Source organism: Rhodoferax sp. PAMC 29310 (genome assembly GCF_017948265.1).
Classification (GTDB): domain Bacteria; phylum Pseudomonadota; class Gammaproteobacteria; order Burkholderiales; family Burkholderiaceae_C; genus Rhodoferax.
In genome coordinates, this window is sequence record NZ_CP072852.1 from 4,186,342 (window position 1) to 4,212,135 (window position 25,794).

Here is a 25,794-nt window from a genome sequence, read left to right on the forward strand (position 1 = left end):
GTGATACCAAATTGGACGGGGGCCGATGCGGCGCAGATACTGCCGGCTCGTCCTTCTATTCTGGTCCGCCTTGGCGACTCAAAGTAATACCAATGAATTCAGTCAAACCTGGTGAGCCGTTTGGCACCGCCCAAGATCACACCGTTGTGGCCGTGACCACGGTGGATGAAATGCGAGACCGCATTCGCCGCAAAAGCAAACTCAAGGGCCGCCAGGTGGACGAGGTGGCCTTGCATGAGGTGCGCGCTTTGGTGGGCGACGCGCCCCACCCGCGCGATCTATTGATCGAGCACCTGCATAAACTCAACGACGCCTACCGCGCTTTGCATGACCGTCATTTAGTGGCACTGGCCCGGGAGATGAACATCCCCATGGCCGAGGTGTACGAGGTGGCCACGTTTTATCACCACTTTGAAGTCTTGAAATGCGACGCCATGGCGTCAGCCTTAACAGTGCGGGTCTGTTCGGGTCTGAGCTGTGAGTTGGCGGGCGGCGCGGACCTGCTAGCGCGCTTGCCAGCCTTGCTTGGCGTGGCCGATGTGCGGGTGATTCCCGCGCCTTGCGTGGGCCGTTGCGAGCAGGCGCCGGTGGTGGTGGTGCACCAAAACCCGGTGATTCAAGCCACCGTTGAGTCGGTTGTCTTGGCGGTCAATTCGGCCGCTAGCGCTTATCCTGCCTCAAAAGAAAATCTCAATTTCATAGCATCTGAGTTGGCAGAACGCAGTGTGTCCCCGCAGTTGAATGTGACCCAAGTTGCCCCTGATTACACCGGGTATGAGCGTTACCGGGCGAACGGTGGGTATGCCTTGGCAACGGCGCTGGCGAACCAGACACACGACCCCGAGGCGGTGATTCAGATCATGGAAGACGCGGGTCTTCGGGGTCTGGGCGGGGCTGGTTTTCCGGCGGGCAAGAAGTGGCGCATCGTGCGTGAGCAGCCCGGGCCGCGCCTCATGGCCGTCAACATTGACGAGGGCGAGCCCGGCACTTTCAAAGACCGCACCTACCTGGAGCGCGACCCGCACCGGTTTCTGGAAGGCATGTTGGTGGCCGCACAGGTGGTGGGTGTGGACGCATGCTATATCTACTTGCGTGACGAATACCACGGCTGTCGCGCCATTTTGGAGGCAGAGCTGGCCCGGCTGCAGGCCAACCCGCCCTTCGCCTTGCCCCGCATCGAGCTGCGCCGAGGCGCCGGTGCCTACATCTGCGGTGAAGAGTCCGCCATGATCGAAAGCATTGAAGGTAAACGCGGTGAGCCACGCATGCGCCCCCCCTATATTGCGCAGGTCGGCCTGTTTGGCCGGCCCACTTTGCAGCACAACTTTGAGACCCTGTACTGGGTGCGAGACATTGTGGAAAAAGGCGCGGGCTGGTTTAGCGGGTTTGGCCGCCATGGCCGCCAAGGCCTGCGCAGCTTCTCGGTCAGCGGTCGAGTCAAGCATCCGGGCGTCAAACTGGCCCCCGCTGGCATCACGCTGCAAGAGCTGGTGGATGAGTACTGCGGCGGCATGCTGGAGGGGCACACGCTGTATGCCTACCTGCCCGGCGGTGCATCGGGCGGTATCTTTCCGGTGAGTCTGGCCAACGTGCCCTTGGACTTTGACACCTTGCAGCCGCACGGTGGTTTCATCGGGTCGGCCGCCGTGATCGTGCTGGGCCACCACGACAAAGCCCGGAACGCGGCGCTAAACATGATGCGGTTTTTCGAGGAGGAAAGCTGCGGCCAGTGCACGCCCTGCCGGATGGGTACCGTCAAGGCCGCCCGGTTGATGGAGGCCCCGGTGTGGGACAACGACACCTTGGAAGATCTGAACCAGGTCATGACGGACGCCTCTATTTGCGGTCTGGGGCAAGCCGCCCCCAACCCCGTGCGTTGCGTGCAAAAGTACTTTCCCCAGGAGATTGTGTAAATGAACGCCCCCGCCCAACCCGTTGAAGTCACCATTGAAACCTTGGACTTCACCCTGAACCAACAAGCGGTGACCGCTTTTTCGGGTGAGAGCATTCTGAACGCTGCCAAACGCCATGGCGTCGACATTCCCCACCTGTGCCACAAAGAAGGTCTGCGCGCCGATGGAAATTGCCGGGCTTGCGTGGTGGAAATTCAGGGCGAGCGAACCCTGGCCCCCAGCTGTTGCCGCAACGTCACCGCCGGCATGGACGTGCAGACCAACAGCGCACGTGCTGTCAAAAGCCAGCAGATGGTGGTGGAGATGCTGCTGTCCGACATGCCCGATGTGGGCTACAAATGGCGCGAACAAGACGAGTCGCAACAACACGGTGAACTCAGCGTGTGGGCCGACCGATTGGCCGTGTCCGTGCGCCCCGCGCTCAAAGCCCTGCGCCGCGAGCAACCCAAGGCCGACATCTCGCACCCCGCCATGGCGGTCAATCTGGACGCGTGTATTCAGTGCAACCGTTGCGTGCGCGCTTGCCGGGAAGAGCAGGTCAACGACGTCATTGGCTACGCCTTGCGTGGTGCGCAGAGTGAAATTGTGTTCGACCTGAATGACCCCATGGGCGACAGCACCTGTGTGGCCTGCGGCGAGTGTGTGCAGGCCTGTCCTACCGGCGCGCTCATGCCGAAAACGCAGATCGGTTCGCAAGTGGTGGACAAAAAGGTGGACTCGGTCTGCCCGTTTTGCGGCGTCGGATGCTTGCTGACCTACAACGTCAAAAACAACCAAATCGTTAGTGTGGACGGGCGCGACGGCCCGGCCAACCACAACCGCCTGTGTGTCAAAGGGCGATTTGGTTTTGACTACGCTCACAGCCCCCAGCGCTTGACGATGCCGTTGATCCGCAAAGCCGGTGTGCGCAAAGACCCGCAAGCTCTGAACGCCCTGAACCGCCATTCGGCCGATTGGTCCGCTGTGTTTCGTGAAGCCTCTTGGGAAGAGGCGCTGGCGCTGACCGCTGGCGCGCTGACTGGTTTACGGGACACGCACGGCAAGAAGTCGCTGGCTGGTTTTGGCTCTGCCAAGGGCAGCAACGAAGAAGCCTATCTGTTCCAGAAACTGGTGCGCACCGGCTTTGGCAGCAACAACGTGGACCACTGCACACGCCTGTGTCACGCCTCCAGCGTGGCTGCGCTCCTCGAAGGCGTTGGCTCTGGCGCCGTGAGCAACCAAGTTAATGATGTAGCGCACTCCGACCTGATCTTTGTGATTGGCTCCAACCCCACCGCCAACCACCCCGTGGCGGCCACCTGGATGAAGAACGCCGCCAAGACCGGCGCCAAGATTGTGCTGGCCGACCCCCGGGTGACTGATATTGGTCGGTACGCCTGGCGCACGCTGCAATTCAAGGCCGACACCGATGTCGCCATGCTCAACGCACTGATTCACGCCGTGATTGAAGAAGGCTTGACGGACGAGGCCTTTATTCGCGACCGGGCCAGCAACTTTGAGGCTTTGAAAGAAAACGTCAAAGGCTACAGTCCCGAAGCCATGGCGCCCATTTGTGGCATTCCCGCACAAACACTGCGCGAAGTGGCGCGCGCTTTTGCCAAGGCCAAAGGCGCCATGATTTTGTGGGGCATGGGCGTAAGCCAGCACGTGCATGGCACAGACAACGCCCGCTGCCTGATTGCCTTGTCGGCCGTCACCGGCCAAATTGGCAAGCCCGGCTCGGGGTTGCACCCCTTGCGTGGCCAAAACAATGTGCAGGGCGCCAGCGACGCGGGCCTCATTCCCATGATGTTCCCCAACTACCAGCGTGTGACTGATAAAGCCGCACATGGCTGGTTTGAGCAGTTCTGGGGCATGCCGCTGGATGACCAGCCCGGCTATACCGTGGTGGAGATCATGCACAAGGCCTTGGCGCCGGACAGCGACCCCCACAAGATACGCGGCATGTACATCATGGGCGAGAACCCCGCCATGAGCGACCCCGACCTGAACCACGCCCGCCACGCCCTGGCCTCGCTGGAGCATTTGGTGGTGCAAGACATCTTCATGACCGAGACCGCCTGGCTGGCCGATGTGGTGCTGCCCGCCACCGCCTGGCCCGAGAAAACCGGCACCGTCAGCAACACCGACCGCATGGTGCAACTGGGCAGGCAAGCCATTGACCCGCCGGGCGAGGCCCAACCTGACTTGTGGATCATTCAACAAATTGCGCAGCGCATGGGTTTGAACTGGCAGTACGCCGGGGCTCACAGCGGGGTGGCTGCCGTGTTTGAAGAAATGCGGCAAGCCATGCACACGGCGATTGCCGGTATCACCTGGGAGCGACTGGAGCGCGAGTCCAGCGTGACCTACCCGTGCCTGAGCGAGGACGATGCCGGGGAACCCACGGTGTTTTTGAAGCGCTTTGACACGCCAGACGGGCGCCTCAACCTGGTGCCGGCTGACCTCATTCCAGCCAACGAGCGTCCGGATGCTGACTTTCCCTTTGTGCTGATCACTGGGCGCCAGTTGGAGCACTGGCACACCGGCAGCATGACGCGACGCGCCAGTGTGCTGGATGCGCTGGAGCCACTGGCTACCGCTTCTCTGTGCGGCGACGACATGCTGGCGCTGGGTTTGCAAGCCGGCGATGTCATCACCGTGCAGTCGCGCCGAGGCCAGGTGGCGATTCACGTCCGCCGCGATGACGGCACGCCCCGTGGCGCAATCTTCATCCCGTTTGCGTACTACGAGGCTGCCGCCAATCTGATGACGAATGCGGCCCTGGACCCGTTTGGCAAGATTCCGGAATTCAAGTACTGCGCCGTGGCGATTCTGCGCGGGGGCGAGGTCGCGGCCGCACAGGGTTACGGTGCTGAGCCTCGTTAGGGCAGGGCAAAACGGCTCAGTTTTTCATCATTAATGACCGGCTAGTCAGAAGTATTTCAAGAATATTGCAATATTTTTTGAAATAGGCCTAAATAACCCCTCATTTCTGCCGTTAAGAAAGATACGAATGGAGGAAAAGCCCAGACCAACTCTGTAGCTGTACACAAGATGCAAATACCACCCCTAGACCGATCCCCGAATTTGCGGCCCGTTGCCGCCGAGTTGGCGTCTATGGCTGTGGCGCAAGTGATACCCGTGGCTCCGGTCAATCCCTCGTCAAATGCTGTCTCACCGACAGAATCTTCTCCCAGTGTGATCAACATGGTGGGGCGGGGTAGCAATACAACGCCAACACAAAAGGGGGAGGGGGTCTATGCCAGCGTCTCTGACCCGGCTCGGCGGGGTTCTGAGGCCGCGACAAGTCCGAAGGATTGGACAATCCAGAGGCCAGCGCCTGAAAAGGTGGAGGATCCTCCACCTCCGCCCATGTCCAAAGTCCTGATGGACCACATCAAATTGCTCTGGACGGCCAGCGCCAGCGCGGTACAGGTCCAGCAAGATGTCAAAAATCATGTGGACCCGCTGAAGGAGAACTTGATGGGTGCGCAAGGCACGCTCGCGGCCGAAGCCCTCACTTACTCGCCCAGCAAAATCAACAAAACCGAAAATATCTAATTTGGTATTGGCAAGAAGCAGGCTCGGCATCCTCTAACATTGAGGGATGCACACGACAGCACTCGTTCTTTTCTCCGGTGGACAGGACTCCACCACTTGCCTGGCCCAGGCGCTTTCCAAATACGACCGGGTCGAAACCATTGCGTTCGACTACCGCCAGCGCCATCACGTTGAGCTGGAAGCCCGTCTCAATGTGTTGAGCGAGATTCGCCGTCAATTTCCCCAATGGGGGTCCAAACTGGGCGATGACCATTTGCTCGATTTGGCCGTTTTGGGTGAGGTGAGTGATACCTCACTCACGCGCGACACTGCGTTCAAGATGGAGCAAAGCGGCCTGCCCAACACCTTTGTACCCGGTCGCAACCTGCTGTTTCTGACACTTGCCGCCGCAGTGGCCTACCGCCGTGACTTGCAGGTGATCGTCACCGGCGTCTGTGAGACCGACTTCTCTGGTTACCCGGACTGCCGGGACGACACCATGAAAGCCATGCAACTGGCCCTGTCTTTGGGCATGGACAAACGCTACCTGATTGACACACCGCTGATGTGGATCGACAAGGCCGCCACTTGGACCATGGCGTTTGAGCTGGGTGAAAAATCAGGCGTGCCCGGCGGCGGCCAAACCCTGGTGGACCTGATCGTGGAACACACCCACACCTGCTATCTGGGCGACCGCGAGCACCGCCATGCCTGGGGTTACGGCTGCGGCACCTGTCCGGCCTGCGAGCTGCGCGCCCGCGGTTACGAGCGCTTCTCGTCCAGTTTGTAGAGTGAGGGAGCGCCGTCGGCCTGCTTCTCCAGCGTCCAGCGCTGCTGGTGAAACACTGCGACGCTGGGGCGGTGTGCTATTGAAATAATAGCACCTCCCGCTTGGTGGACAAGGGCTAGAAGCCTTTTATACACAGAACTTTCCGTGGCTTCATCCAAGGCACTGGTGGCTTCGTCGGCAAAGACCCATTTGGGTTGTTTCAACAACACGCGGGCAATAGCCAGGCGCTGCTGCTCACCACCTGAGAGTTTTTGGCTCCAGGCATCGGCGTGGTCGAGTTGCTGGGTCAGGTCCGGTAGCATGGCGTCTTCCAAGGCCTGTTTCAGCTGCGCGTCGGTGTACTGCGACGGTGCTTGCGGGTAGGCCAGCGCTTCACGCAGCGGGCCATTGGGGAAATAGGGCCGCTGCGGAATGAACATGGTGTCGCGGGGGCTGGCGACTTGCCCGCTTGCAAACGGCCAGATGCCGGCCAGCGTGCGAAACAGCGTTGATTTTCCGCTGCCGGATGGCCCTTGCAGCAACACGCTGTCGCCAGCCTGCGCGTGCAACTGGGCGCCGGCCAACAACACGACTCCGTTGGGCAGGGCCACGGTCAGGTCACGGGCGTCAAGCGCTTCTGAATCGATAGCGGCTTGCGTATGATCCACAAGGGCCAGCGCCCTGAATGATGCTTCAAAACTGGTGAGTCGGTCTGTTGTCGCACGCCAGCTGGCCAAGCTGCTGTAACTGTCCACAAACCAACTCAACGACCCTTGTACCTGCCCGAAGGCGCTGGAAATTTGCATCAACTCACCCAGCTGAATGGCCCCACTGAAAAAACGAGGCGCTGCCACCACAAACGGAAAAACGACGGCGGCCTGGCCGAAAAAGCTGGTGAACCAGATCAAGTTTTTTTGCGCCTTGATCAGGCGCAGGTAATTGCCCAGCACCCGGTCTAGGCGGGTGTCGAGTTGCACACGTTCTACCTGCTCGCCCCGGTCCAGCGCGATGGATTCACTGTATTCCCGCACCCGCACCATGTGGTGACGAAAATCAGCTTCCACGCGTTGTTGATCAAAATTGAGCTTGATCTGAGGACGTCCAATATAGTGGGTCAGCACGCTGCCGACAGCGCAGTACAACACGGCCATCCAGACCATGAAGCCGGGAATGTGAACCGCAGTGCCCCCGACGGTGAAAGAAAATTCGCCAGAGAGGCCCCACAAAATGCCAATAAAGCTGAGCAGGGTGACCACCGAGTTGAGCAAACCCATGCTCAGGGAGACGGTATAGGTCGTGAATAGATTGATGTCTTCCTGAATTCGCTGGTCCGGGTTGTCCGGGTTGCTGGTGTCGGCATTGGGCCGGGACGTGAAGCGCGCCAGTTCCAGCTTGTAAAACGCCTGACCCGCGAGCCACCGCTGCAGGTAATGCGTCGTCATCCAGCCGCGCCAACGCATTTCTAGCAGTTGCGTCAGGTAAAACTTGTACACCGCAATGATGATGAAGGCGAAGGCCAGGTAGGTGAAGCGCCCCAACTGCGTCCAAAACACCGGCTCCTGCTTGTTCTGCAAGGCATCGTAGAACAGTCGGTTCCAGTCGTTGAACAAAACCGCCATGTAAACCAGCCCCAGGTTCAAAGCCACGATGGCCAGCAACAAGCCGCGTGCCTTCCATTTTTGGTCTGACTGAAAGTACGGCTTCGTGAGCGCCCAAGCTTGAGTGGCAAAAGTCTTGAACGCCGTGAGTTTTTGAATCAGATTCATGGGGGGTGGACGTCAGTTCATGGCGCTTTGGGCGCGAAAAAAAAGGGATTCAAACGGGCGTGCCAACGGGGCGGTAGGCAAGGTAGCGCGGTCGCCTTAACTGTTGGAGACGCCACTGGCCACATGGCCCGAGGGCACGTGGCGGGCGGCGGATTCGATGTGGCCGGTCTGGTCATCAAAGAAGAAGTCGGGCTCAAACTCCCGTAAAAACTCGCCCTTGGGCAGTCCGCCCAGAAACATGGCTTCGTCCACCTCAATGTTCCAGGCCATCAGCGTGCGAATGGCGCGCTCATGCGCCGGGGCGCTGCGGGCCGTGACCAGCGCGGTACGAACCCGCATTTGAGGCGTACCGGCGTTTTGCAGCCGTTGCAAGGCCATCAGCAGCGGTCTGAACGGGCCGTCTGGCAAGGGCAGGCCGGCTTTGTCAATTTCGTGCTGCTGAAACGCGCTCAAGCCGTGCGACTGGTAAATGCGCTCGGCCTCGTCGCTGAACAACACCGCGTCACCGTCAAAGGCAATGCGCACTTCCAGCGGGTGGGCTTCGCTGGCGTGGGCCGAGTGCGGGTAGACCTGCGCGGCCGGCACACCTGCGTCCAGCGCAGCGCGCACATCGCTCAAATGGGTGCTGAGAAACAGGTTCGCGTGAAGGGGTTTGAGGTAGCGCCACGGCGGCTGGCCGCGGGTGAAGCTGCCGCGTTCAATCGGCAACCCATAGTGCTTGGCCGAGCGAAACACCCGCATGCCCGACACCGGGTCGTTGCGCGACAAAATCACCACGTCCACCAGCTTAGCCTCCGGCGAATTGAAGGCCAGCAGCTTCTTCACCAGTGAAAACGCCACGCCGGGCTGCGCCGGCACATCGAGTCGCTCCAGTTGCAGCTTCATATAGGCGCGGTCATCGCTGTGCTCAAACACCTGGTTTTCCTGCTCAAAGTCGAACAGGGCGCGGCTTGAAATCGCCACCACCAGCTTGCCGTCCAGCGTGGCACTCATGATTGCAGAAACATCCGGTAGACCGGATTGTTGGTTTCTTCCACATAGGGGTAGCCCAGCGTTTCCAGAAATTCAGAGAACGCAGCATCATCGGCGCCTGGCACTTGCACGCCGACCAGAATGCGGCCGTAGTCAGCGCCCTGATTGCGGTAGTGAAACAGGCTGATGTTCCAGCCCGGGCGCATCAGGTTCAAAAACTTCAGCAGCGCACCGGGCCGCTCGGGAAACACAAAGCTGAGCAGGCGCTCATCCTGCGCCAAGCGCGAATGGCCGCCCACCATGTGCCGAATATGCTCTTTGGCGAGGTCGTCGTGGGTGAGGTCCAGCGCCTCAAATCGGTGTTGGGTGAAGTTGGCCGCAATCTGGGCCGACTCCCCCTTGCCCTGCGTCGTCAGCCCCACAAAAACATGAGCCTTGGCTGAGTCGCTGATGCGGTAATTGAACTCGGTCACGTTGCGTGGGCCGCCAGGCAGCTCGCCAATCAACTCGCAAAAGCGCTTGAAACTGCCGCGTTCCTCGGGAATCGTCACGGCCAGCAAAGCCTCGCGCTCTTCGCCCACTTCGGCCCGCTCGGCCACAAAGCGCAGGCGGTCAAAGTTCATATTGGCGCCGCACAAAATGGCAGCGTAGGTTTCGCCCTTGGTTTTGTTCTTGTCCACATACTGTTTGATGGCGGCCACGGCCAGCGCGCCGGCCGGTTCCACAATGCTGCGGGTGTCCACAAACACGTCTTTGATGGCGGCGCACACGGCGTCCGTGTCCACAATGATGAAGTCGTCCACCAAGCCGCTGGCGACTCGAAAAGTCTCTTCTCCCACTAGTTTCACCGCCGTGCCGTCTGAGAACAGGCCCACATCGGGCAGCGTGATTCGCTCTCTGGCCTTGACCGATTGCGCCATGGCGTCGGAGTCGTTCATCTGCACGCCAATCACTTTGATTTCCGGGCGAACGGCCTTAATGTAGTTCGCCACACCGGAAATCAGGCCGCCACCGCCAATGGCTACAAACACGGCGTCCAGCCGATTGGTGCCGTGGCTTTGGAGTTGGCGCAGCATCTCCATGGCCACGGTTCCCTGTCCTGCAATCACGTCCGGGTCGTCAAACGGATGCACAAAAGTCAGGCCCTGCTCGGCCTGCAGCTCCAAGGCGTGGGTGTAGGCGTCAGAGTAGCTTTCGCCAAACAACACCACCTCGCCAGCAAAGCCGCGCACCGCGTCAATTTTGACCTGAGGGGTAGTGGTTGGCATCACGATCACGGCCCGGGTGCCCATCTTTTTCGCACTCAGGGCGACCCCTTGGGCGTGGTTGCCCGCCGAGGCGCAAATCACGCCCTTGCCCAGCTGCGCCGCACTCAGGTGCGCCATCTTGTTATAGGCACCACGCAGCTTGAAGCTGCGCACCGGTTGCTGGTCTTCGCGCTTGAGCAGCACGGTGTTGTTCAGGCGCTGGCTTAAGGTGTGTGCAATTTGCAAATCCGTCTCGCGTGCCACGTCATAAACGCGGGCAGTCAGGATCTTTTTAAGGTAGTCAGCGGGGCTGAGTGGGGGCTTCGTCATGGTGCCGCAATGATAAGCGCCCCGCCACGGCGACAATGGAGGCTTTTTAGAGAGAAGAGGGGAACAACATGGAATGCACAGTCACTTGGACCGGCGCCCTGGCGACCCGTTCAGGCATGGGTTTTGTCGCTGAAACTGGCAGTGGCCACACCTTGGTGATGGACGGCGCTCCCGACGCGGCGAAGCCAGAAAACGGCGGCCAAAACCTCGCTCCCCGCCCCTTAGAGACCATGCTGGCGGGAACCGGCGGCTGCACAGCCTACGACGTGGTTTTAATTCTGAAGCGCGGTCGCCACGACGTGCAGGGTTGTACTGTCAAACTCACTGCGGAGCGGGCCGAGGTCGACCCCAAAGTGTTCACTCGGATCAATATGCATTTCACCGTTACGGGCAAAGGCATTCCTGAAGCGGTTGTGGAGCGCGCTATTGCCATGAGTCATGAGAAGTATTGTTCGGCCAGCATCATGCTGGCCAAGACCGTTGAGATCACCACCAGCTTTGATTTGATCGCGGTCTAAGCCCGATTGACGGGCCCTTGTCGGCCTAGATACGGTGCGCCACCGTCGTCATGACCTTGGCGGCGGCGCGCATCAGACTTTTCACAGGGGTCGGAAGCTCTAAAGCGCCCGCGTTCTGGGCATCTTGGGCATGGCGGGCTTCGTCCGCCATCATTTGCGCCACGATGGCCCGAGACGCATGGTCCTTCTCAGGCAATAAGGTCAGGTGGTTTTCCAGATGGGCCTCGACCTGGTTCTCCGTCTCCACTACAAAACCCAGACTCACCCGGTCCCCTAGTCGCCCAGCCAGCAAGCCCATGCCAAAGGCCCCCGCATACCACAGCGGATTCAGCAGGGAGGGGCGTTGCCCCAGTTCATCCAGTCGCTGCCGGGTCCAGGCCAGGTGGTCGGTTTCCTCAGCGCTGGCTTTGGAGAAGTGCTCGCGCAAGGATTCGTTTTGGGTCGCAAAGGCTTGCGCCGTGTACAGCGCTTGGGCGCACACCTCACCCACGTGATTCACACGCATCAAGGCGCCAGCCCGGGCCATTTCGGCTGCTGACAGCTCCGTGACCTCGCCGGGCAGGGTCGGGCAGGGTTGGGACGCTCTGGGCGGCACAAAAAGGGTTCGAAGCGCCGCGTCAATCGTGGTGATCAGCGTATCGACAGGCGTCTGGTGAGTAGTAGGAGTGCTCATAAGCTGCATTATTGCCTTGTCATCTGAATTGGGTGCACCAACGAAAAGAGCCCCTTGCGGGGCTCTTGTTTCAGATCAAATCCGGATGGATTTTAGAAACGGTGACGGATGCCCATTGCCAAGCTATTGGAGTCTGTACCAGCAGAGGCTGTGACACCACCCAGGTAGCCATTGCCGCCGACCGCAACCTGCGAAGTATTCTTGTTGTCTACATGAACTAGCACAGCGCTAAGATCCGTGCGCTTGGAAAGTGCATAGGTGTATGCCACACCGTACGAGCTTACGTCAGCATCGCTTGCGCGATTGTCGTTGTAGTTGTTGTATGCCACTGAGATGGTGTTAGGACCGGTCACGTAACGGTATCCGATGTGGAATAGGGTTCCATCAAGGGTAAGAGCTTTGATAAAGGCCGCTTGAACAGCCGTCGCCGCTGCCGACCCACCCAGCGCGGTCGCCAAACTCGACAATCCAGATGGCTTGTCATCAGTCACTTTGACAACCATTGTGCTAACTTTGCTGTTACCAAAGTCCATCGATGCCCCGAGCACAACATTGGTCAAAGATTTTTGACCAAGCTCATTGTTGCGAGTGTTGTAGCCAACGCCCACCGAGAAGTTGTCTGCCTTGTAGTTGGCGTTGAAACCAAGCAGGCGACTCTTGTCGCTGTCGCCAGCGACCTCGCCGGCCCCATACATGAAGCTGCCAGACATGCCATCTTTCACAAAACGATAGGCCAACGCGTTCGGAATGCGAATATCAAACGCCGATGGAATTGAAACGATTTGACCAGCAGCCAAGCCTGACTGCGTTTGCATGATGTCATACGTGGCACTGGTCTCATAGGCAGGCGTGTACTGCCGACCTGCCAGGAAACCACCAAAAGGCGTTACCAAGCCGATATAAGCTTGGCGATCAAACTGTCTGTTGGGCAGATTCACACCGAGCGTCGCCCCAAGGGCCCCTGCGGCACCTGCGACCAAGGGCGCGTAAGCTGAAGGCAAGCCCAAACCAGCCGTCGTGGACAATCGGTCAGGTAACTGGGTGCCTGTAATCGGTGTGTTTGACAGAGAACCGGTATCAAGCTCGAAACGGCTTTCAAGGGTAAAGATAGTCTTGTAGCCACCACCCATATCCTCAGAACCCTTCAATCCCCAGCGTGAGCCTTCCATGATCCCGCTGGCGACTTGCGTGACTGTTCCTGCCTTCAAGCCCGTGACTTGGGTGATGCCGATATCGACGAGCCCATACAAGGTCACGCTGGAAGTGCCAGTGCCCTGAGCGCTGGCCATGCCCGCACAGCAGAAAGCACTGGCGACGGCAACGGCGCGTAACGAAGGCAAATTAAAGCGTGAAGAAAGTCCGGTCATTTGAGGTTCCTTGAAGAGAGAAAAAGTGGGCTCCAATAAGCCCAAAACACAGCCTTAAATTTCTCACACCGTGAAACAATGAGCAAGTCCCATCGGTGACAGGTGCACCCAAAATAGACATTTTTTACACACGTATTTACCCTAGGCGACATTAGTGACTTCAGTCGATTTCTGACATAAGCGGTGCAAGGTGGCGTCGATCACTTGGGGTGGTTCGTCGCGTTTTAGCCACAGCTCAGTCGTTGCCTGGTGGTCAACGTTCGCCAGTTGGATGAGTCGCTGTTTCATTGGCTCAGTCCAGCGTTACGTTGTGCGGCAAAGTCGACGCGTGGGTTGGACGCACAAGAGCAACCGGCGCAGTGTCACTAATCTAGCTGGACAGTGGTGTATTCAGTGGCAGCCGCTTTGGCTTCAGCGGCACTGAATTCTTGGGTGGTGGCTTGAGGGCCAATTCCTTTTGGATCCGGGGTTCCATTTGGACAATGGCGCGCCAAATTGGGATGCACAGATGTTTTTCGCCCGTCTTGCGTCGCATTGTCAGCCAACCGGGGTGAAATCAAGTTCGGCAGAACGTGGACTGCATTTGACGCTGCACTCCCCCCTCCCAAAAAAACGGCGTGTGGCTGAGTACGGGTTGCCAAGCCAACCCCAACAACAGTGTTTACTTTCCGTCTCCCAAGGTCATTGGCTTCACGTACGCAGCAAGTTAAAGCGTCGAATAAAACAGGACGGCCAATCAAAAGGCCGGTGTTGTCATGAGTTTTACCGTCAAATGCGAAGGCGGGTGAAGTCAAAAAAAGACAATACGTTTGCCACAGTCAAGTTCACCCGTTTGAATGCGACCGTTGACTTGGGCTTTGCCAAAGTGTTTGTTGGCTTTGGTAACCCTCGCATCCCGGATGATTGCATAGACTCAAAGCGTTATGCGTTCTTCATGGTCAGGGCGGTTATGAAAGAATTGGTGCAAGTGCTCCGAAGCCGACTCAATCCACCTTCGGGAGAGCTTCCATGATGATTGCTTTGCACAAAAATGCGCGCACCACGCCTGCCATCCGCTCTGTAGCGGCCAGCACAGGTAGTGCACCCAGCCTTGGCCAACGCTTTGGTATCACGGAGGCTATCATCATTGGAGCCCCCGGCTCCACCAAGAACGCCGACAAAGCACGCGACCCCAAGATGCACCAGACCCGCAAGGGCCAGCAGTGGTACTTTGGCATGAAACTACACATCGGCGTGGAAAGTCAAAGTGGACTGGCGCACAGCGCCGAACCTAACGCCAAAGACTTCACCAACCAGTGCAACCGTCGCAAGGGTGTGATTAACGACATCCTCAAGGCCAGGGACAGCAACAAGTTCAAAATTCGCGCGCGGGTGAAACACGTCTTCGGTGTGGTTAAGCGACTGTGGGGATTTGGCAAGGTGCGCCCACAAGGGCGCCCCAAGTGGGTCAAACGTCCACGATAAGGCCCTATTGGGCCGCTAGACGGGGGCGAAAAAACCGGTTTATTCGACTATGCGCGGTAACCACGATCGATCCTGTCTTGACAGGTACTTGTTCAGCGCAGCCCTGATTCAGGGCGGATCAATCGCCATCCCTTGGAAGGTAAGCGCTCCTCTGCGGGGCTGATATTTCCGCCAGTGCTTGTGTGGCGGCGTGGTGTAAATCAGACAAACTAGGGAAATCACCTATAAATTTCGTAAAGAAGGGGGGGGGGTGTTGTGAAAAAGTCAGCGTTTTGCTCAAATTGCGATGAGCGATGTTCAAAGATCGCCGCCAAAAGGATTCATTTGAAAATCTTTGGATTATTTAATTTTTGGAGTTGTTCATGAAAAAAAGTTTGATCGCGCTGGCTGTTTTGGCTGCTTCGGGTGCATCGTTTGCCCAGTCTTCCGTGACTCTGTACGGCATCGCTGACGCATATTTGGGTCGCACAACAACGACTGACAAGCCTTCCCAAGTTGGTATCACCAACGGTGGAATTTCCGGCAGCCGTTTTGGTTTCAAAGGATCTGAAGATCTTGGCGGTGGTTTGACAGCTAATTTCTTGCTCGAGCAAGGTTTTGACATTGACACCGGTACTACAACAGCGGGCCAGGGATTCTCTCGCCAGTCCTACGTTGGTTTCTCCGGCGGTTTCGGTGAAGTCAAACTGGGAAAAATGTGGTCGGCTTATGACGACATCAGCGGTGCTGCAAACGCTTCATTTGATTCCGTGTTCGCTCCTGTCTCCAATGTTTGGTTGAGCACTGGTTACAACGCCAATCCTAGCAACGGTGTGTACTACGCATCACCTAGCATGAGCGGCTTCAGTGGCGCTGCCAGCTATGCCTTTGGTGAAAACAAAGGTGCGAGCGTTGACGCGACTAACGTGTCCGCTATTCACGTTAAATACGAAGCAGGCCCACTGTTTGTTGGCGTGGGATACCAGAAGGAAACGACTCAAAATGGTACAACGACCGCGCTGTCGACCGCTCTGAACTCCAAAAACTTCACACGCCTGAACGCGACATATGACTTTGGTGTCGCCAAGGCCTTGGTTGGTTTTGGTCGTGTGAATGCGGGTGACCAAACGACGAATGAGTGGTCTTTGGGTGCTGACGTGCCAGTGAGTGCTGCATTGACGGTCTCTGGTGGTATTGCCCGCTCTACCGATAACTTCTCTGGCGATGCTGTCCGCAAAGGCTACGGCTTGGCTGCTTCCTACGCCTTGTCCAAGCGTACAAACGTGTACACCGGTTACCAGTCGTCTACCAAGACATTGGCTGGTACAGACACCGACGTGACAACGTTGGGTCTTGGCGTGAAGCACACTTTCTAAATTCAAAGTGTTGATGCCAGGTTAGTCTTGGTTAAAGATCCAAAACCGCCCTTCGGGGCGGTTTTTTTTTGAGCATGATGAATTCCATTTCTGCAGGTTTGTTGTGTTTCGGCAACGTTGTTTTGCCTGAATGCACCGTTATGGACGAAACACTTTGCGCATGCAGGATCACTCTGTTTAAATTCAGTTAGCTTCTACTTAAGAAGTGGAACTAGACAAGTCAGGACACAGTGTCGTGACTTGATATACGTAAACTTTGGAGTATCCGAATGAAAAAATCTCTCATCGCGCTGGCCGTCTTGGCAGCTACTGGTTCCGCCATGGCTCAATCCAGCGTGACCCTGAATGGTCGCGTTGACGCTTACCTGAGCAGCAAGACAACTGGCGTTGGCGCTGCTGAATTGACACAAACTGGTTTGACCAACGGTGGCCTGACCGGTAGCCGCTGGGCTCTGAACGGAACTGAAGATCTGGGCGGCGGCTTGAAGGCCATGTTCAAATTAGAAAACCGTTTCTCGATCGATGACGGCACTTCCGTTGGCGGCTTCTCTGGCGATGCTTACTTGGCATTGGCTGGTGGTTTCGGTACCGTGAAATTGGGCCGCACTTACACTGCATTTGATGATGCACGTGCATTGTCTAACAGCTCCAGCGTGTTTGACTCTACCTTCACACCTACAGCTGACGTGATGGGTACTGCTGACTATATGTCACGCGCTGCCAACGGCATCCGTTACGAGACCCCAGTGTTCAGCGGCTTCAGCGGCGCTGTGACTTACGCTTTCGGCGAAGACAAAACACCTACAACTGACGCTAACGACCTGATCTCGTTGCACGTCAAGTACGCTACTGGTCCTGTGGCTGCTGCTTACGGCTACCAAGAAGAAAAAGCTGCTGGTGCAACTGCGAACAAATTCCACCAGTTGTCCGCTTCCTATGACTTGGGCATGGCTTCCCTGTCCGCTGGCTACGAGCGTCGCAACGGTACTGCTGTCACTGGTGACGACAAAGGTTACAACTTGGGCGTGAACGTTCCCGTTGGCGCTGCGTTGAACCTGTCCGCTGGCTATGCTCGTGAAGAGACTGAAGTTGCTGGTGCAACCACTGTTAAAGCTACTGGCTTCGGTTTGGGCGCGACATACAATATGTCCAAGCGTACGATCCTGTACACAGGCTTCAAGCAGACTAAGGCAGAAAACGGCGCTGGCGCTGAGACAGCTAAAGTCCGTTTGTTCGGTCTGGGCGTTCGCCACAACTTCTAATCTGATGCTGACATCAGTCAGCTTTGGGTAGAAATTAAAAACCCCGCTGCGGCAACGCAGCGGGGTTTTTTCGTTGTCATGGCCTTTTTGATTTCACTTCTTGGCCATTCGCGCTGTTGTGTATGAATTAAATTAACAGGTTTCGTCCTTGCCTTGCTTTATGAACAGCTCTTCCTTTCAGTCGACACTCAAAGTGCATGGCCGTGCCTTTGCCCACATTGCTGCGTTTCACCCGGAGATCACCGCCCTTCGGCGCGACTTGCATGCGCATCCTGAATTGGGGTTTGAAGAGGTGTACACGGCGGGCCGTGTGCATGAGGCTTTGAAGGTGTGTGGGGTGGATGAAATTCACACGGGCATTGGCAAGACCGGGTTGGTAGCCGTGATCAAGGGGCGCAGTGATACGAGCGGAAAGATGATCGGCTTGCGGGCGGACATGGATGCCTTGCCGTTGGCTGAACACAATGACTTCGCCTGGAAATCCAAAACTGCTGGTTTGATGCATGGCTGCGGTCACGATGGCCATACGGCCATGCTCGTAGGCGCCGCGCGCTACCTGGCTGATACTCGCAACTTTGACGGCACGGCGGTGTTGATCTTCCAGCCAGGTGAGGAAGGCTGTGGCGGCGCCAAGCTGATGATTGAAGAGGGCTTGTTTGAGCGCTTTCCCGAGCAGTCCATCTACGGTATGCACAACTGGCCGGCGATGCGGCCCGGCACCATTGGCCTCAATCCGGGGCCGATGATGGCCGCGGCGGATCGCATCACGATAGAAATCACGGGCAAGGGCGGCCACGGCGCTCATCCCTGCCAAACCATCGACCCGGTATTGGTGGCGGCCCACATCATCACTGCGGTACAAAGCATTGTGTCGCGTAATGTGAAAGCGCTGGACAGTGCGGTCATCAGCCTGTGCGCCATGCACGCCGGTGACTTGGGGGCGATGAGTGTGATACCTGATAAGGCCACTTTGGTGGGCACGGTGCGAGCGTTCACGCCAGCGGTTCAGAACCTGGTGGAGCGGCGTTTGACGGAGATGTGCACGGCCGTGGCCATGGGGTTTGGTGCGACCGCTACGGTGAATTACGAACGTTTGTACCCGGCCACGGTGAATACCTTGGCCGAAGCCCGCTTTGCAGGCGATGTGGCGCAAACCCTGGTGGGTCGCGACAACGTGGTGCTGGATTTGGAGCCCAGCATGGGCGCTGAAGACTTTTCTTTCATGCTGCAGGTCAAGCCGGGGGCTTATCTGCGAATTGGTCAGGGCGAGGAAAACGGTGTCGGAAGTTGCTATTTGCACAACAGCCGGTACGACTTCAATGACGACATATTGCCCTTGGGTGCGGCCTTGCACGCGAGTTTGATCGAGCAAGGCATGCCACTCGCGACCGTCTGACTTGCTATTGAAAGCATAGCTTTTTCGCAGGTGAAATAAGCGCTACAGCTCTAAATTACTTAAAAGTTAGGTGTAGCGCTTGCTGCGAAGGTTCTGCTTCATCTCGCGCAGGCCCGGCTGCAGTTTGTCGCCGCCAATGCGCAGCGCCACACAGGTGGCCAGTATGTCGATGACCATCAAATGCAGCAGTCGCGAGACCATGGGGCTGTAGCGATCAAACCCTTCCGGGTGGTCGGCCGCCAAATGAATGTCACCGGCTGAGGCCAAGGGTGAGCCGCTGGCGGTGATGACGATGGTGGTCGCGCCATTTTTGCGGGCAATGTCGCAAGAATCCATCAAGTCACGGGTGCGGCCCGAGTTGGAAATCACCAGCACGCAGTCGCCGGGTTTAAGCAATGAGGCGCTCATGACCTGCATGTGCCCGTCGCTGTAGGCCACGCCGTTGATGCCGAGGCGGAAAAACTTGTGTTGCGCGTCCTGCGCAACCACGCCGGAGTTGCCCACCCCAAAAAACTCGATGCGTCGCCCCAGATTGTAGGCGTTGACCAGTGCGGTGACGGCTTTCTCAATGGCGACACTGCTTGCGTCGTTGCGGTACTTCAGAAAAGCGGCCACGGTGTTGTCGATGACCTTCACCATGATGTCCGATGTTTTGTCATCGATATCGACACTGCGGTGAATAAAGGGCACGCCTTCACTGACGCTGCCCGCGAGTTTGAGTTTGAAGTCAGACAGGCCGTCGTAGCCCACGCTGCGGCAAAAGCGCACCACCGTGGGCTTGCTGACATGAGCCCGGTCGGCCAACTCACTCACCGGCAGCTTGGCAAAGCTGCGGGGGTCGCTCAGGACGAGCCGGCCAACGCGCTGCTCGGCGGGGGCCAGTGAGGGCAGGCAGGCCTGGATTCGATCGAGCATGAACAGGACTCCTTCAATGAACAACAACCCTGGCCCCGGAATGAGGCCAAGGCGGGCTTAGTTCTCTTCGCTCCAGCAAAAGCCGTCGCGCGCAATCATGGCGCTGGAGGCACTAGGCCCCCAGGTGCCTGCGTTGTAAAGGCGAGGGCCTTGGGAGTCGGCTTGCCAGTAGTCCAGAATTGGTTCGACCCAGCGCCAGGCTTCTTCCTGCTCGTCACTGCGCACGAACAGGTTCAAACGGCCGTCAATCACGTCCAGCAACAAGCGCTCATACGCACCCACGCGCTCAGAGCCAAAGCGTTTGTCAAAGTCCAGATCCAGCTGAACGGGCGACAGCTTTTGCGACACCCGCCGGTTGTCCTGGCCTTGCGCCAGCAGGTGCAACTCCAACCCGTCCTTGGGTTGCAGGTTGATCACCAAGCGATTGGCATCGCCAATTTGCGAGTTGAAAATGGCGTGCGGCGTGGGGCGAAAGTTGATCACAATGCGGGCGTCACGTCCGGCCAAGCGTTTGCCTGTGCGAATGTAGAAAGGCACACCTGCCCAGCGCCAGTTGGAAATCTCGGTGCGCAGCGCCACAAAGGTTTCGGTGTGGCTTTTGGGGTTGACGCCGGCTTCCTCGCGGTACGCCGCCACCGGTGCGCCACCGCTGGTGCCTGCCGAGTACTGGCCACGAATCACATCTTGAGACAGTGTTTCGGCTGTCCAGGGCTTTAGCGAGCGCAATACCTTCAGCTTTTCGTCACGAATCGCATCCGCATGCGAGTTGATGGGCGGCTCCATGCCAATGGCGCAGAGCAGTTGCAGGGCATGGTTTTGAACCATGTCGCGCAGGGCGCCGGTGGTCTCGTAAAACCCGCCGCGTTTCTCCACGCCGAGGTCTTCGGCAATGGTGATCTGGATGTTGGCAATGTGCTCGCGGCGCCACAGGGGCTCGAACAAGGCGTTGCCAAAGCGCAGCGCAAACAGGTTTTGCACCGCTGGTTTGCCCAGGTAGTGGTCAATGCGGAACACTTGTTTCTCGCCAAAGACCTTGCCCACGGTTTCATTGATGGCGCGGTTGCTGGCCAGATCATGGCCCAACGGCTTTTCAAGCACGACGCGGGTTTGCGGCGTGTTTAGCCCGGCAGCGGCCAGTTGCTCACACACCGTAGTGAACAAAGTGGGCGCGGTGGCCACGTACATGACGACGGTGTCAGCATTGCGCTGCGCCAAAGCCGCGGCCAATTTGGCGTAATCGTCGGGTTTGGACAGGTCCATCTGCACGAATTCGAGCAGGGCGGCAAAGCGCTTGAACTCTTCTTCGCTGGGGCGTTTGGCCAGTTCGACGTGGTCAAAGCGCGCGTGAATTTGCTCGCGGTATTGTTCATTGCTGAGGTTGTCACGCCCCACGCCAATGATGCGGCCCTCAGCGGGCAAAGTGCCATGCCGGAAGGCTTGGAAAAGGGCTGGCATCAATTTGCGCCAAGTCAGGTCGCCGGTGCCGCCAAACAGTACGAGGTCGAAGCTCATGATTTGTAGTTACCAAAAAGAAGACGTTGTAATGTAACTTTGTTTCATTGATAATTCAAGTCGGCCACTGATATGTTTATTTCAACCTGCTTTTGAACTCATGAACCAACTTGACGCACTCAAACAATTCACCACCGTGGTCGCAGACACCGGCGACTTCAAACAGTTGGACGCCTTCAAGCCCCAGGACGCGACGACCAACCCTTCCCTGATTCTCAAGGCCGTGCAAAAGCCGGACTACCAGTTGTTGCTGGCCGACACCGTGGCCAAACACCGCGGCTTGGCGCTGGACGAGATCATGGACCACCTGTTGGTGCGCTTTGGTTGCGAAATCTTGTCCATCGTTCCCGGCCGGGTGTCCACCGAAGTGGATGCGCGCTTGAGTTTTGACACCACCGCCAGCGTGGCCCGTGGCGAGCGCCTGATTGCACTGTACAAAGCGCAAGGCGTGGACACCAACAGGGTGCTGATCAAAGTAGCAGCGACCTGGGAAGGTATTGAGGCCGCCAAAGTGCTGGAGCAGCGTGGCATTCACACCAACCTGACGCTGTTGTTCTCGTTCTGCCAAGCGGTGGCCTGTGGCCAGGCCAAGGTGCAACTGATTTCCCCGTTTGTCGGTCGCATTTACGACTGGTACAAAAAATCAGCTGGCGCCGCGTGGGTGGAGGCCGACAACGCCAACGCGAACGACCCCGGTGTGAAGTCTGTGAAGCAGATTTACGATTACTACAAGAAGTTTGGTATCGCCACCGAGGTGATGGGCGCGAGCTTTCGCAATGTGGGCCAAATCACGGCGCTGGCCGGCTGCGACCTGCTGACCATCAGCCCCGATTTGCTGGCCACTTTGGCCGCGACCGAGACCCCCTTGGCCGCCGCGCTGGACGCCAAAACGGCACAGTCGCTGGATATGGCGGCCGTCAGTTACGACGAAGCCACCTTCCGCTTGGCTCTGAACGAAGACGCGATGGCGACCGAAAAGCTGTCTGAAGGCATTCGCGCGTTCTGTGTGGACGCGGTCAAACTCGACCAACTTTTGCTGGCGGCCTGATCATGAGCCGCACCCGTTGTGACCGCACGCCCGCCTGGGGCGCTTTGCAATCCGCTTTTGATGCCACCGGCCACGCATTTGATGCGCGCACTGCTTTTGCGGCTGACCCGGACCGCTTCACGCGCTTCAGTCAGACTGCGCCCCATGTGTTTGCGGACTTGTCCAAAAACCTGATCGACGAGGCCACGCAGGCCTTGTTGCTGGACTTGGCCCAGCAGACTGGTTTGGCGGCCCACCGCGACGCCCTATTTGCCGGTGAGGCCATCAACAACACCGAGCAACGCGCGGTGATGCATTGGCTGTTGAGAAATCCGGCTGTAGCCCCCGTTAATAATTCAGAGAGTGCTCCTAAAAACGCAGCGCTTCAGGGTTTGTCCGCCGAGCTGGGTTGGATTCACAGCACGCTTGACCAGATGTTGGCGTATGCCGAAAGCGTGCGGGCAGACGCTGCCATCACGGATGTGGTCAACATCGGCATCGGCGGCTCAGACCTCGGCCCGCAAATGGCGGTGCTGGCAATGGACGACTATGTCATGCCCGGCAAGCGCTTTCACTTTGTCTCCAATGTGGACGGCCATGAATTGGCCGCCGTATTGAAGCGGGTCAAGCCCGAGAGCACGCTGTTTCTGGTGGCCAGCAAAACCTTCACCACCATTGAGACCATGACCAACGCTTTGTCGGCCAAGACCTGGTTTGAGGCAAACGGCGGCACGGACATCGCGCGCCACTTTGCGGCACTGACCACCAATGTGCCGGCGGCCAATGCCTTTGGCATCAGCACCACTTTTGGATTTTGGGATTGGGTGGGCGGGCGCTATTCCATGTGGTCGGCCATTGGCCTGCCGCTGGCAATTGCCATTGGCGCCGAAGGGTTCCGTGAATTTTTGGGCGGCGCCCATGCCATGGACGAGCACTTTCGGACCACGCCGCTGGCGCAAAACCTGCCGGTTCGTCTGGGGCTGCTGGACGTTTGGTACCGCAACTTTCATGGCTTCACCAGCCGCAGTATTGCGCCGTACCACAGCGCTTTGGGCCGTGTACCGGCGTACTTGCAGCAGTTGGAGATGGAAAGCAACGGCAAGCGCGTCGACGCCACCGGCGAGACCCTGCCGTTTGATACCTCACCCGTGCTGTGGGGCGAACCCGGCACCAATGGCCAGCATGCCTATTTTCAGATGCTGCACCAGGGCACCGAGGTGGTTCCGGTCGAGTTTGTGGCGGTGAAGACGCCCAAACATGACTTGCCCGGTCACCACAACTTGCTGCTGGCCAACGTGGTCGCGCAGGCGCAGGCACTGATGGTGGGCAAAGTGGATGCAGGTGGTCACAAGCACTTCACGGGCAACCGCCCCAGCACGTTCTTGCTGCTGGAAGAGTTGACGCCCGCCAGTTTGGGCGCCCTGATTGCCTTACAGGAGCATCGCGTGTTTGTGAGCGGCGCCTTGTGGGGCATCAATAGCTTTGACCAGTGGGGCGTGGAGTTGGGCAAAGTGCTGGCCAAAGAGGTAGAGGCACGCTTGCTCAGCGGTGATGTGAGCGGGGTGGACGGCTCCACCAGCGGTTTGCTGCAACGCCTGCGTGCGTGAGATTGCCGGTGAACCTCGTCTTTGACTTGGGGGCGGTGTTGGTGCAATGGCGGCCGCAAGACCTGCTGCGCCAGCACTTTCCCAACGAGGCCGGTTCACCCGAGCAGGCCAAGGCCTTGGCGGGTGACTTCTTTCACCACGCCGATTGGATGAGCTTTGACCGTGGCACCTTGCCCATGGACACCGTGATTGCCCGCACCGGCCAGCGCTTGGGTTTGCCCGGCCCGGCCGTGGCATCCCTCGTGACGGGTATTGGCGACTATTTGACCCCCTTGCCCGACACGGTGGCACTGCTGTCCAAACTGCGGGCACGGCGTGAGCGGGAAAACAGCATTCGCCTGTATTACCTGTCCAATATGCCCCAGCCCTACGCCCGCACGCTGGAGCAACGTCATGTCTTCTTTCAGTGGTTTGACGGCGGTGTGTTCTCGGGCGATGTGAATCACATCAAGCCCGAACCTGCGATCTACGAACTGCTGGAATCCCGCTACGCCTTGCAGCCCGAGCACACGGTGTTCATTGACGACTTGGCACCAAACATCACTGCCGCCCAAGCGCGGGGCTGGCACGGCATCCAATTTGAATCAGCGCCGCAGGTGCAGGCTGAGTTGGATGCGTGGATGGCAGTGACGCTGTTAAGGTCCGGTTAGCCACTGCGCCTTGAAGCGCGCCAAAGCAGCCTGGTAGGCCGCTTCGTCCACTTCTTGCAGGTCGCTGTGGTGGCCGCCCTCAATCACCACCCATTGCTTCGGCGCTTGGGCAGCGTCAAACAGCCGCTTTCCAAGCAACAAGGGAATGGTGCTGTCCAAGTTGCCGTGCAGCATCAGCAGCGGCGCATTCACGCGGGCGATTTTGTTGATGGACGCAAATCGCTCGTCGTTCAAACTGACCAGCACCCGCGCCAGAAAACCAGCCTCGGACGCCACCTCGGTGAAACTGGTGAAGGCCGATTCCAGAACCAAGCCGCCATAGTCCGCGCGCCCCTCCAGCCGGCTGGCCAAGTCCACGGCGACCCCGCTGCCCATCGAGTGGCCGTAAATTACCCGCTGGCTGAATGTGGGAGCGCGGCGCTTCAACTCACCCCAAGCCAAGTCTGCGTCCTGAACAATGCTGCGCTCTGACGGCGTGATGGGCGTGCTGAGGCCCCAACCCCGGTAATCCACCGCCAGCACGGCGAAACCTGCCGCGCGAAGCGCGTTGATTTTGTGAATGTTGTCAAAGAGGTTGCGAAAGGTGCCGTGCAGGTAGAGCAGGGTGGGCGCAAGAGGGTCGGCATGCGGCAGCCACCAGACCTCAATACGTTGCGCTTGGTTTGCCTCAGTCGTCGACGGTGTGGTGGACAGGTTGGCCTGAGGTGCTGGCAAGAAGTAGCGCTCGTCACCGGCGCGCAGGCCCGGGAAGTCAGCTGGCATACCGGTGGTCGGTCGGTAGATAATCTGGCGTTGGCGGGTGTCCAACCAGGCGCAACCAGAGGTCGCCAGCAGTGACATGAGCAACATCACTCGCAAGAGGCGTGACAGGGCCTTGACGGGCATCAAGAGCGCTGCCGTTACACTGCGAACGCTCTGACTTCCCCAATTGACCTTGTTGTTACCCATGAAAAAATTGATTCCTCTCGTGTGTGGCCTGATTGTGGCCCACCTGGCTGCACCGGCGATGGCTGAGGAAAGCTTTCTCAGCGGCTTGACTCAGGACAAAACGCTGCGTTTTCAGTTCAGCCCCTACACCTACCACTACACGCAAGATGACGCGCACAGCGACGTGGTCCTGGTTGGTCTGGAACGTGAACACAAGGACGGCAAACTGGACGGCGTGGTGCTGTTTTCCAATTCGTTTGGTCAGCCCTCTATTTATGTCTATCCTTGGGGAGGTACTTATCGGGAGATCATGGGCGTCTCTAAACTCTCCTTCAAATGGACGGCTGGGTTGATGTACGGCTACACCGGGCAATACAAAGACAAAGTGCCATTGAATGTTGTTGGTTTCAACCCGGTGGTCATTCCGGCTCTGGCCTATGATTTTTCGTCCGGCTGGTCGGCGCAGTTGAACCTGTTGGGCAACGCGGCCATGCAGTTCCAGATCAGTAAACAGATCAACTGATCGACTTGTTTTTGGTCCGATTTTAAGGCTCTGGCCCTTGTCAAGTAAGCGCAAGTCGCTATTAAAAAGATAGTTAAAT

At 58.1% G+C, this 25,794-nt stretch carries 20 protein-coding genes and 1 pseudogene; 13 read left to right on the forward strand and 8 right to left on the reverse strand.

All coding sequences use genetic code 11. The features are described 5' to 3' along the window. Positions 1–92: 92 nt before the first annotated feature. The 4 genes from J8G15_RS19410 to queC all read left to right on the forward strand — a co-directional run bounded on the left by J8G15_RS19410 (position 93) and on the right by queC (position 6,225). Positions 93–1,913 (forward strand): NADH-ubiquinone oxidoreductase-F iron-sulfur binding region domain-containing protein, encoded by a 1,821-nt coding sequence (locus J8G15_RS19410; protein WP_240538378.1) that lies wholly within the window; start codon positions 93–95, stop codon positions 1,911–1,913. Continuing rightward, entirely contained in the window at positions 1,914–4,781 is a 2,868-nt protein-coding gene (fdhF, locus tag J8G15_RS19415; RefSeq protein WP_210544385.1) for a formate dehydrogenase subunit alpha, read from the forward strand. A 486-nt stretch (positions 4,782–5,267) separates the two neighbouring features. Next, positions 5,268–5,456, forward strand: a complete 189-nt coding sequence (locus tag J8G15_RS19420) for a hypothetical protein (RefSeq protein ID WP_210544387.1) — start codon at positions 5,268–5,270, stop codon at positions 5,454–5,456. 46 nt (positions 5,457–5,502) lie between these two features. Continuing rightward, positions 5,503–6,225, forward strand: a complete 723-nt coding sequence (queC, locus tag J8G15_RS19425) for a 7-cyano-7-deazaguanine synthase QueC (protein ID WP_210544389.1) — start codon at positions 5,503–5,505, stop codon at positions 6,223–6,225. Here queC and J8G15_RS19430 read toward each other — a convergent pair. From J8G15_RS19430 to ilvA, 3 genes are all read right to left on the reverse strand, one after another. Beyond that, positions 6,198–7,970 (reverse strand): ABC transporter ATP-binding protein/permease, encoded by a 1,773-nt coding sequence (locus tag J8G15_RS19430; protein ID WP_210544390.1) that lies wholly within the window; start codon positions 7,968–7,970, stop codon positions 6,198–6,200. The two genes, queC and J8G15_RS19430, sit on opposite strands and share 28 nt — an antisense overlap. Before the next feature lie 96 nt (positions 7,971–8,066). Beyond that, positions 8,067–8,963: a 5'-nucleotidase gene (locus J8G15_RS19435; RefSeq protein ID WP_210544392.1), complete on the reverse strand. Its 897-nt coding sequence runs from the start codon at positions 8,961–8,963 to the stop codon at positions 8,067–8,069. Next, positions 8,960–10,519: a threonine ammonia-lyase, biosynthetic gene (ilvA, locus tag J8G15_RS19440; RefSeq protein ID WP_210544393.1), complete on the reverse strand. Its 1,560-nt coding sequence runs from the start codon at positions 10,517–10,519 to the stop codon at positions 8,960–8,962. The genes J8G15_RS19435 and ilvA overlap by 4 nt, the downstream gene beginning before the upstream one ends. A gap of 68 nt (positions 10,520–10,587) precedes the next feature. On the opposite strand from ilvA, the gene J8G15_RS19445 reads away from it, so the two are divergent. Beyond that, positions 10,588–11,037, forward strand: a complete 450-nt coding sequence (locus tag J8G15_RS19445) for an OsmC family protein (protein ID WP_210544395.1) — start codon at positions 10,588–10,590, stop codon at positions 11,035–11,037. A gap of 25 nt (positions 11,038–11,062) precedes the next feature. Here J8G15_RS19445 and coq7 read toward each other — a convergent pair whose 3' ends face one another. Beyond that, positions 11,063–11,710 (reverse strand): 2-polyprenyl-3-methyl-6-methoxy-1,4-benzoquinone monooxygenase, encoded by a 648-nt coding sequence (coq7, locus tag J8G15_RS19450; RefSeq protein ID WP_210544397.1) that lies wholly within the window; start codon positions 11,708–11,710, stop codon positions 11,063–11,065. Positions 11,711–11,802: 92 nt separating this feature from the next. Further along, entirely contained in the window at positions 11,803–13,077 is a 1,275-nt protein-coding gene (locus J8G15_RS19455) for a porin (protein ID WP_210544399.1), read from the reverse strand. 1,122 nt (positions 13,078–14,199) lie between these two features. Here J8G15_RS19455 and J8G15_RS22195 point away from each other — a divergent pair. From J8G15_RS22195 to J8G15_RS19475, 4 genes and pseudogenes are all read left to right on the forward strand, one after another. Further along, a pseudogene (locus J8G15_RS22195) lies at positions 14,200–14,541 on the forward strand (IS5/IS1182 family transposase); the annotation flags it as partial. 362 nt (positions 14,542–14,903) lie between these two features. Continuing rightward, entirely contained in the window at positions 14,904–15,896 is a 993-nt protein-coding gene (locus J8G15_RS19465) for a porin (protein WP_210544401.1), read from the forward strand. A 269-nt stretch (positions 15,897–16,165) separates the two neighbouring features. Beyond that, complete coding sequence (locus J8G15_RS19470) at positions 16,166–17,158, forward strand: porin (RefSeq protein ID WP_210544402.1); 993 nt, start codon at positions 16,166–16,168, stop codon at positions 17,156–17,158. A gap of 160 nt (positions 17,159–17,318) precedes the next feature. Beyond that, positions 17,319–18,554, forward strand: coding sequence for a M20 aminoacylase family protein (locus J8G15_RS19475; RefSeq protein WP_210544404.1), 1,236 nt, complete (start codon positions 17,319–17,321; stop codon positions 18,552–18,554). 66 nt (positions 18,555–18,620) lie between these two features. Here J8G15_RS19475 and J8G15_RS19480 read toward each other — a convergent pair whose 3' ends face one another. Both J8G15_RS19480 and zwf read right to left on the reverse strand, forming a co-directional pair. After that, positions 18,621–19,469: a MurR/RpiR family transcriptional regulator gene (locus J8G15_RS19480; RefSeq protein WP_210544406.1), complete on the reverse strand. Its 849-nt coding sequence runs from the start codon at positions 19,467–19,469 to the stop codon at positions 18,621–18,623. Positions 19,470–19,526: 57 nt separating this feature from the next. Then, positions 19,527–20,981, reverse strand: coding sequence for a glucose-6-phosphate dehydrogenase (gene zwf, locus J8G15_RS19485; RefSeq protein WP_210544408.1), 1,455 nt, complete (start codon positions 20,979–20,981; stop codon positions 19,527–19,529). 100 nt (positions 20,982–21,081) lie between these two features. Here zwf and tal point away from each other — a divergent pair, with 100 nt between their 5' ends. From tal to J8G15_RS19500, 3 genes are read left to right on the forward strand one after another with little or no spacing between them, the layout of a single operon-like run. Beyond that, on the forward strand, positions 21,082–22,029 hold the full coding sequence (gene tal, locus J8G15_RS19490) for a transaldolase (RefSeq protein WP_210544410.1): 948 nt from the start codon (positions 21,082–21,084) through the stop codon (positions 22,027–22,029). A gap of 2 nt (positions 22,030–22,031) precedes the next feature. Beyond that, entirely contained in the window at positions 22,032–23,615 is a 1,584-nt protein-coding gene (pgi, locus tag J8G15_RS19495) for a glucose-6-phosphate isomerase (protein WP_210544412.1), read from the forward strand. Positions 23,616–23,623: 8 nt separating this feature from the next. After that, positions 23,624–24,265 carry an HAD family phosphatase gene (locus tag J8G15_RS19500; RefSeq protein ID WP_210544414.1) on the forward strand — a complete coding sequence of 214 codons (642 nt, stop codon included), beginning with the start codon at positions 23,624–23,626 and terminating at the stop codon, positions 24,263–24,265. Here the strand turns inward: J8G15_RS19500 and J8G15_RS19505 are convergent. Beyond that, positions 24,251–25,213 carry an alpha/beta hydrolase gene (locus J8G15_RS19505; RefSeq protein WP_210544417.1) on the reverse strand — a complete coding sequence of 321 codons (963 nt, stop codon included), beginning with the start codon at positions 25,211–25,213 and terminating at the stop codon, positions 24,251–24,253. The two genes, J8G15_RS19500 and J8G15_RS19505, sit on opposite strands and share 15 nt — an antisense overlap. Here J8G15_RS19505 and J8G15_RS19510 point away from each other — a divergent pair. After that, entirely contained in the window at positions 25,212–25,715 is a 504-nt protein-coding gene (locus J8G15_RS19510) for a hypothetical protein (protein WP_210544418.1), read from the forward strand. The two genes, J8G15_RS19505 and J8G15_RS19510, sit on opposite strands and share 2 nt — an antisense overlap. The last annotated feature ends 79 nt before the right edge of the window (positions 25,716–25,794 follow it).

What these genes read in the sequence shown, in the direction of transcription:
- J8G15_RS19410 (WP_240538378.1), top strand. Translation starts at nt 93, where the DNA reads ATGAATTCAGTCAAACCTGGTGAGCCGTTTGGCACCGCCCAAGATCAC.
- coq7 (WP_210544397.1), bottom strand. Translation starts at nt 11,710, where the DNA reads ATGAGCACTCCTACTACTCACCAGACGCCTGTCGATACGCTGATCACC.
- J8G15_RS19480 (WP_210544406.1), bottom strand. Translation starts at nt 19,469, where the DNA reads ATGCTCGATCGAATCCAGGCCTGCCTGCCCTCACTGGCCCCCGCCGAG.
- J8G15_RS19445 (WP_210544395.1), top strand. Translation starts at nt 10,588, where the DNA reads ATGGAATGCACAGTCACTTGGACCGGCGCCCTGGCGACCCGTTCAGGC.
- zwf (WP_210544408.1), bottom strand. Translation starts at nt 20,981, where the DNA reads ATGAGCTTCGACCTCGTACTGTTTGGCGGCACCGGCGACCTGACTTGG.
- J8G15_RS19465 (WP_210544401.1), top strand. Translation starts at nt 14,904, where the DNA reads ATGAAAAAAAGTTTGATCGCGCTGGCTGTTTTGGCTGCTTCGGGTGCA.
- J8G15_RS19455 (WP_210544399.1), bottom strand. Translation starts at nt 13,077, where the DNA reads ATGACCGGACTTTCTTCACGCTTTAATTTGCCTTCGTTACGCGCCGTT.
- pgi (WP_210544412.1), top strand. Translation starts at nt 22,032, where the DNA reads ATGAGCCGCACCCGTTGTGACCGCACGCCCGCCTGGGGCGCTTTGCAA.
- J8G15_RS19475 (WP_210544404.1), top strand. Translation starts at nt 17,319, where the DNA reads ATGAACAGCTCTTCCTTTCAGTCGACACTCAAAGTGCATGGCCGTGCC.
- J8G15_RS19505 (WP_210544417.1), bottom strand. Translation starts at nt 25,213, where the DNA reads ATGGGTAACAACAAGGTCAATTGGGGAAGTCAGAGCGTTCGCAGTGTA.
- tal (WP_210544410.1), top strand. Translation starts at nt 21,082, where the DNA reads ATGAACCAACTTGACGCACTCAAACAATTCACCACCGTGGTCGCAGAC.
- queC (WP_210544389.1), top strand. Translation starts at nt 5,503, where the DNA reads ATGCACACGACAGCACTCGTTCTTTTCTCCGGTGGACAGGACTCCACC.
- J8G15_RS19510 (WP_210544418.1), top strand. Translation starts at nt 25,212, where the DNA reads ATGAAAAAATTGATTCCTCTCGTGTGTGGCCTGATTGTGGCCCACCTG.
- J8G15_RS19470 (WP_210544402.1), top strand. Translation starts at nt 16,166, where the DNA reads ATGAAAAAATCTCTCATCGCGCTGGCCGTCTTGGCAGCTACTGGTTCC.
- ilvA (WP_210544393.1), bottom strand. Translation starts at nt 10,519, where the DNA reads ATGACGAAGCCCCCACTCAGCCCCGCTGACTACCTTAAAAAGATCCTG.
- J8G15_RS19420 (WP_210544387.1), top strand. Translation starts at nt 5,268, where the DNA reads ATGTCCAAAGTCCTGATGGACCACATCAAATTGCTCTGGACGGCCAGC.
- J8G15_RS19435 (WP_210544392.1), bottom strand. Translation starts at nt 8,963, where the DNA reads ATGAGTGCCACGCTGGACGGCAAGCTGGTGGTGGCGATTTCAAGCCGC.
- fdhF (WP_210544385.1), top strand. Translation starts at nt 1,914, where the DNA reads ATGAACGCCCCCGCCCAACCCGTTGAAGTCACCATTGAAACCTTGGAC.
- J8G15_RS19430 (WP_210544390.1), bottom strand. Translation starts at nt 7,970, where the DNA reads ATGAATCTGATTCAAAAACTCACGGCGTTCAAGACTTTTGCCACTCAA.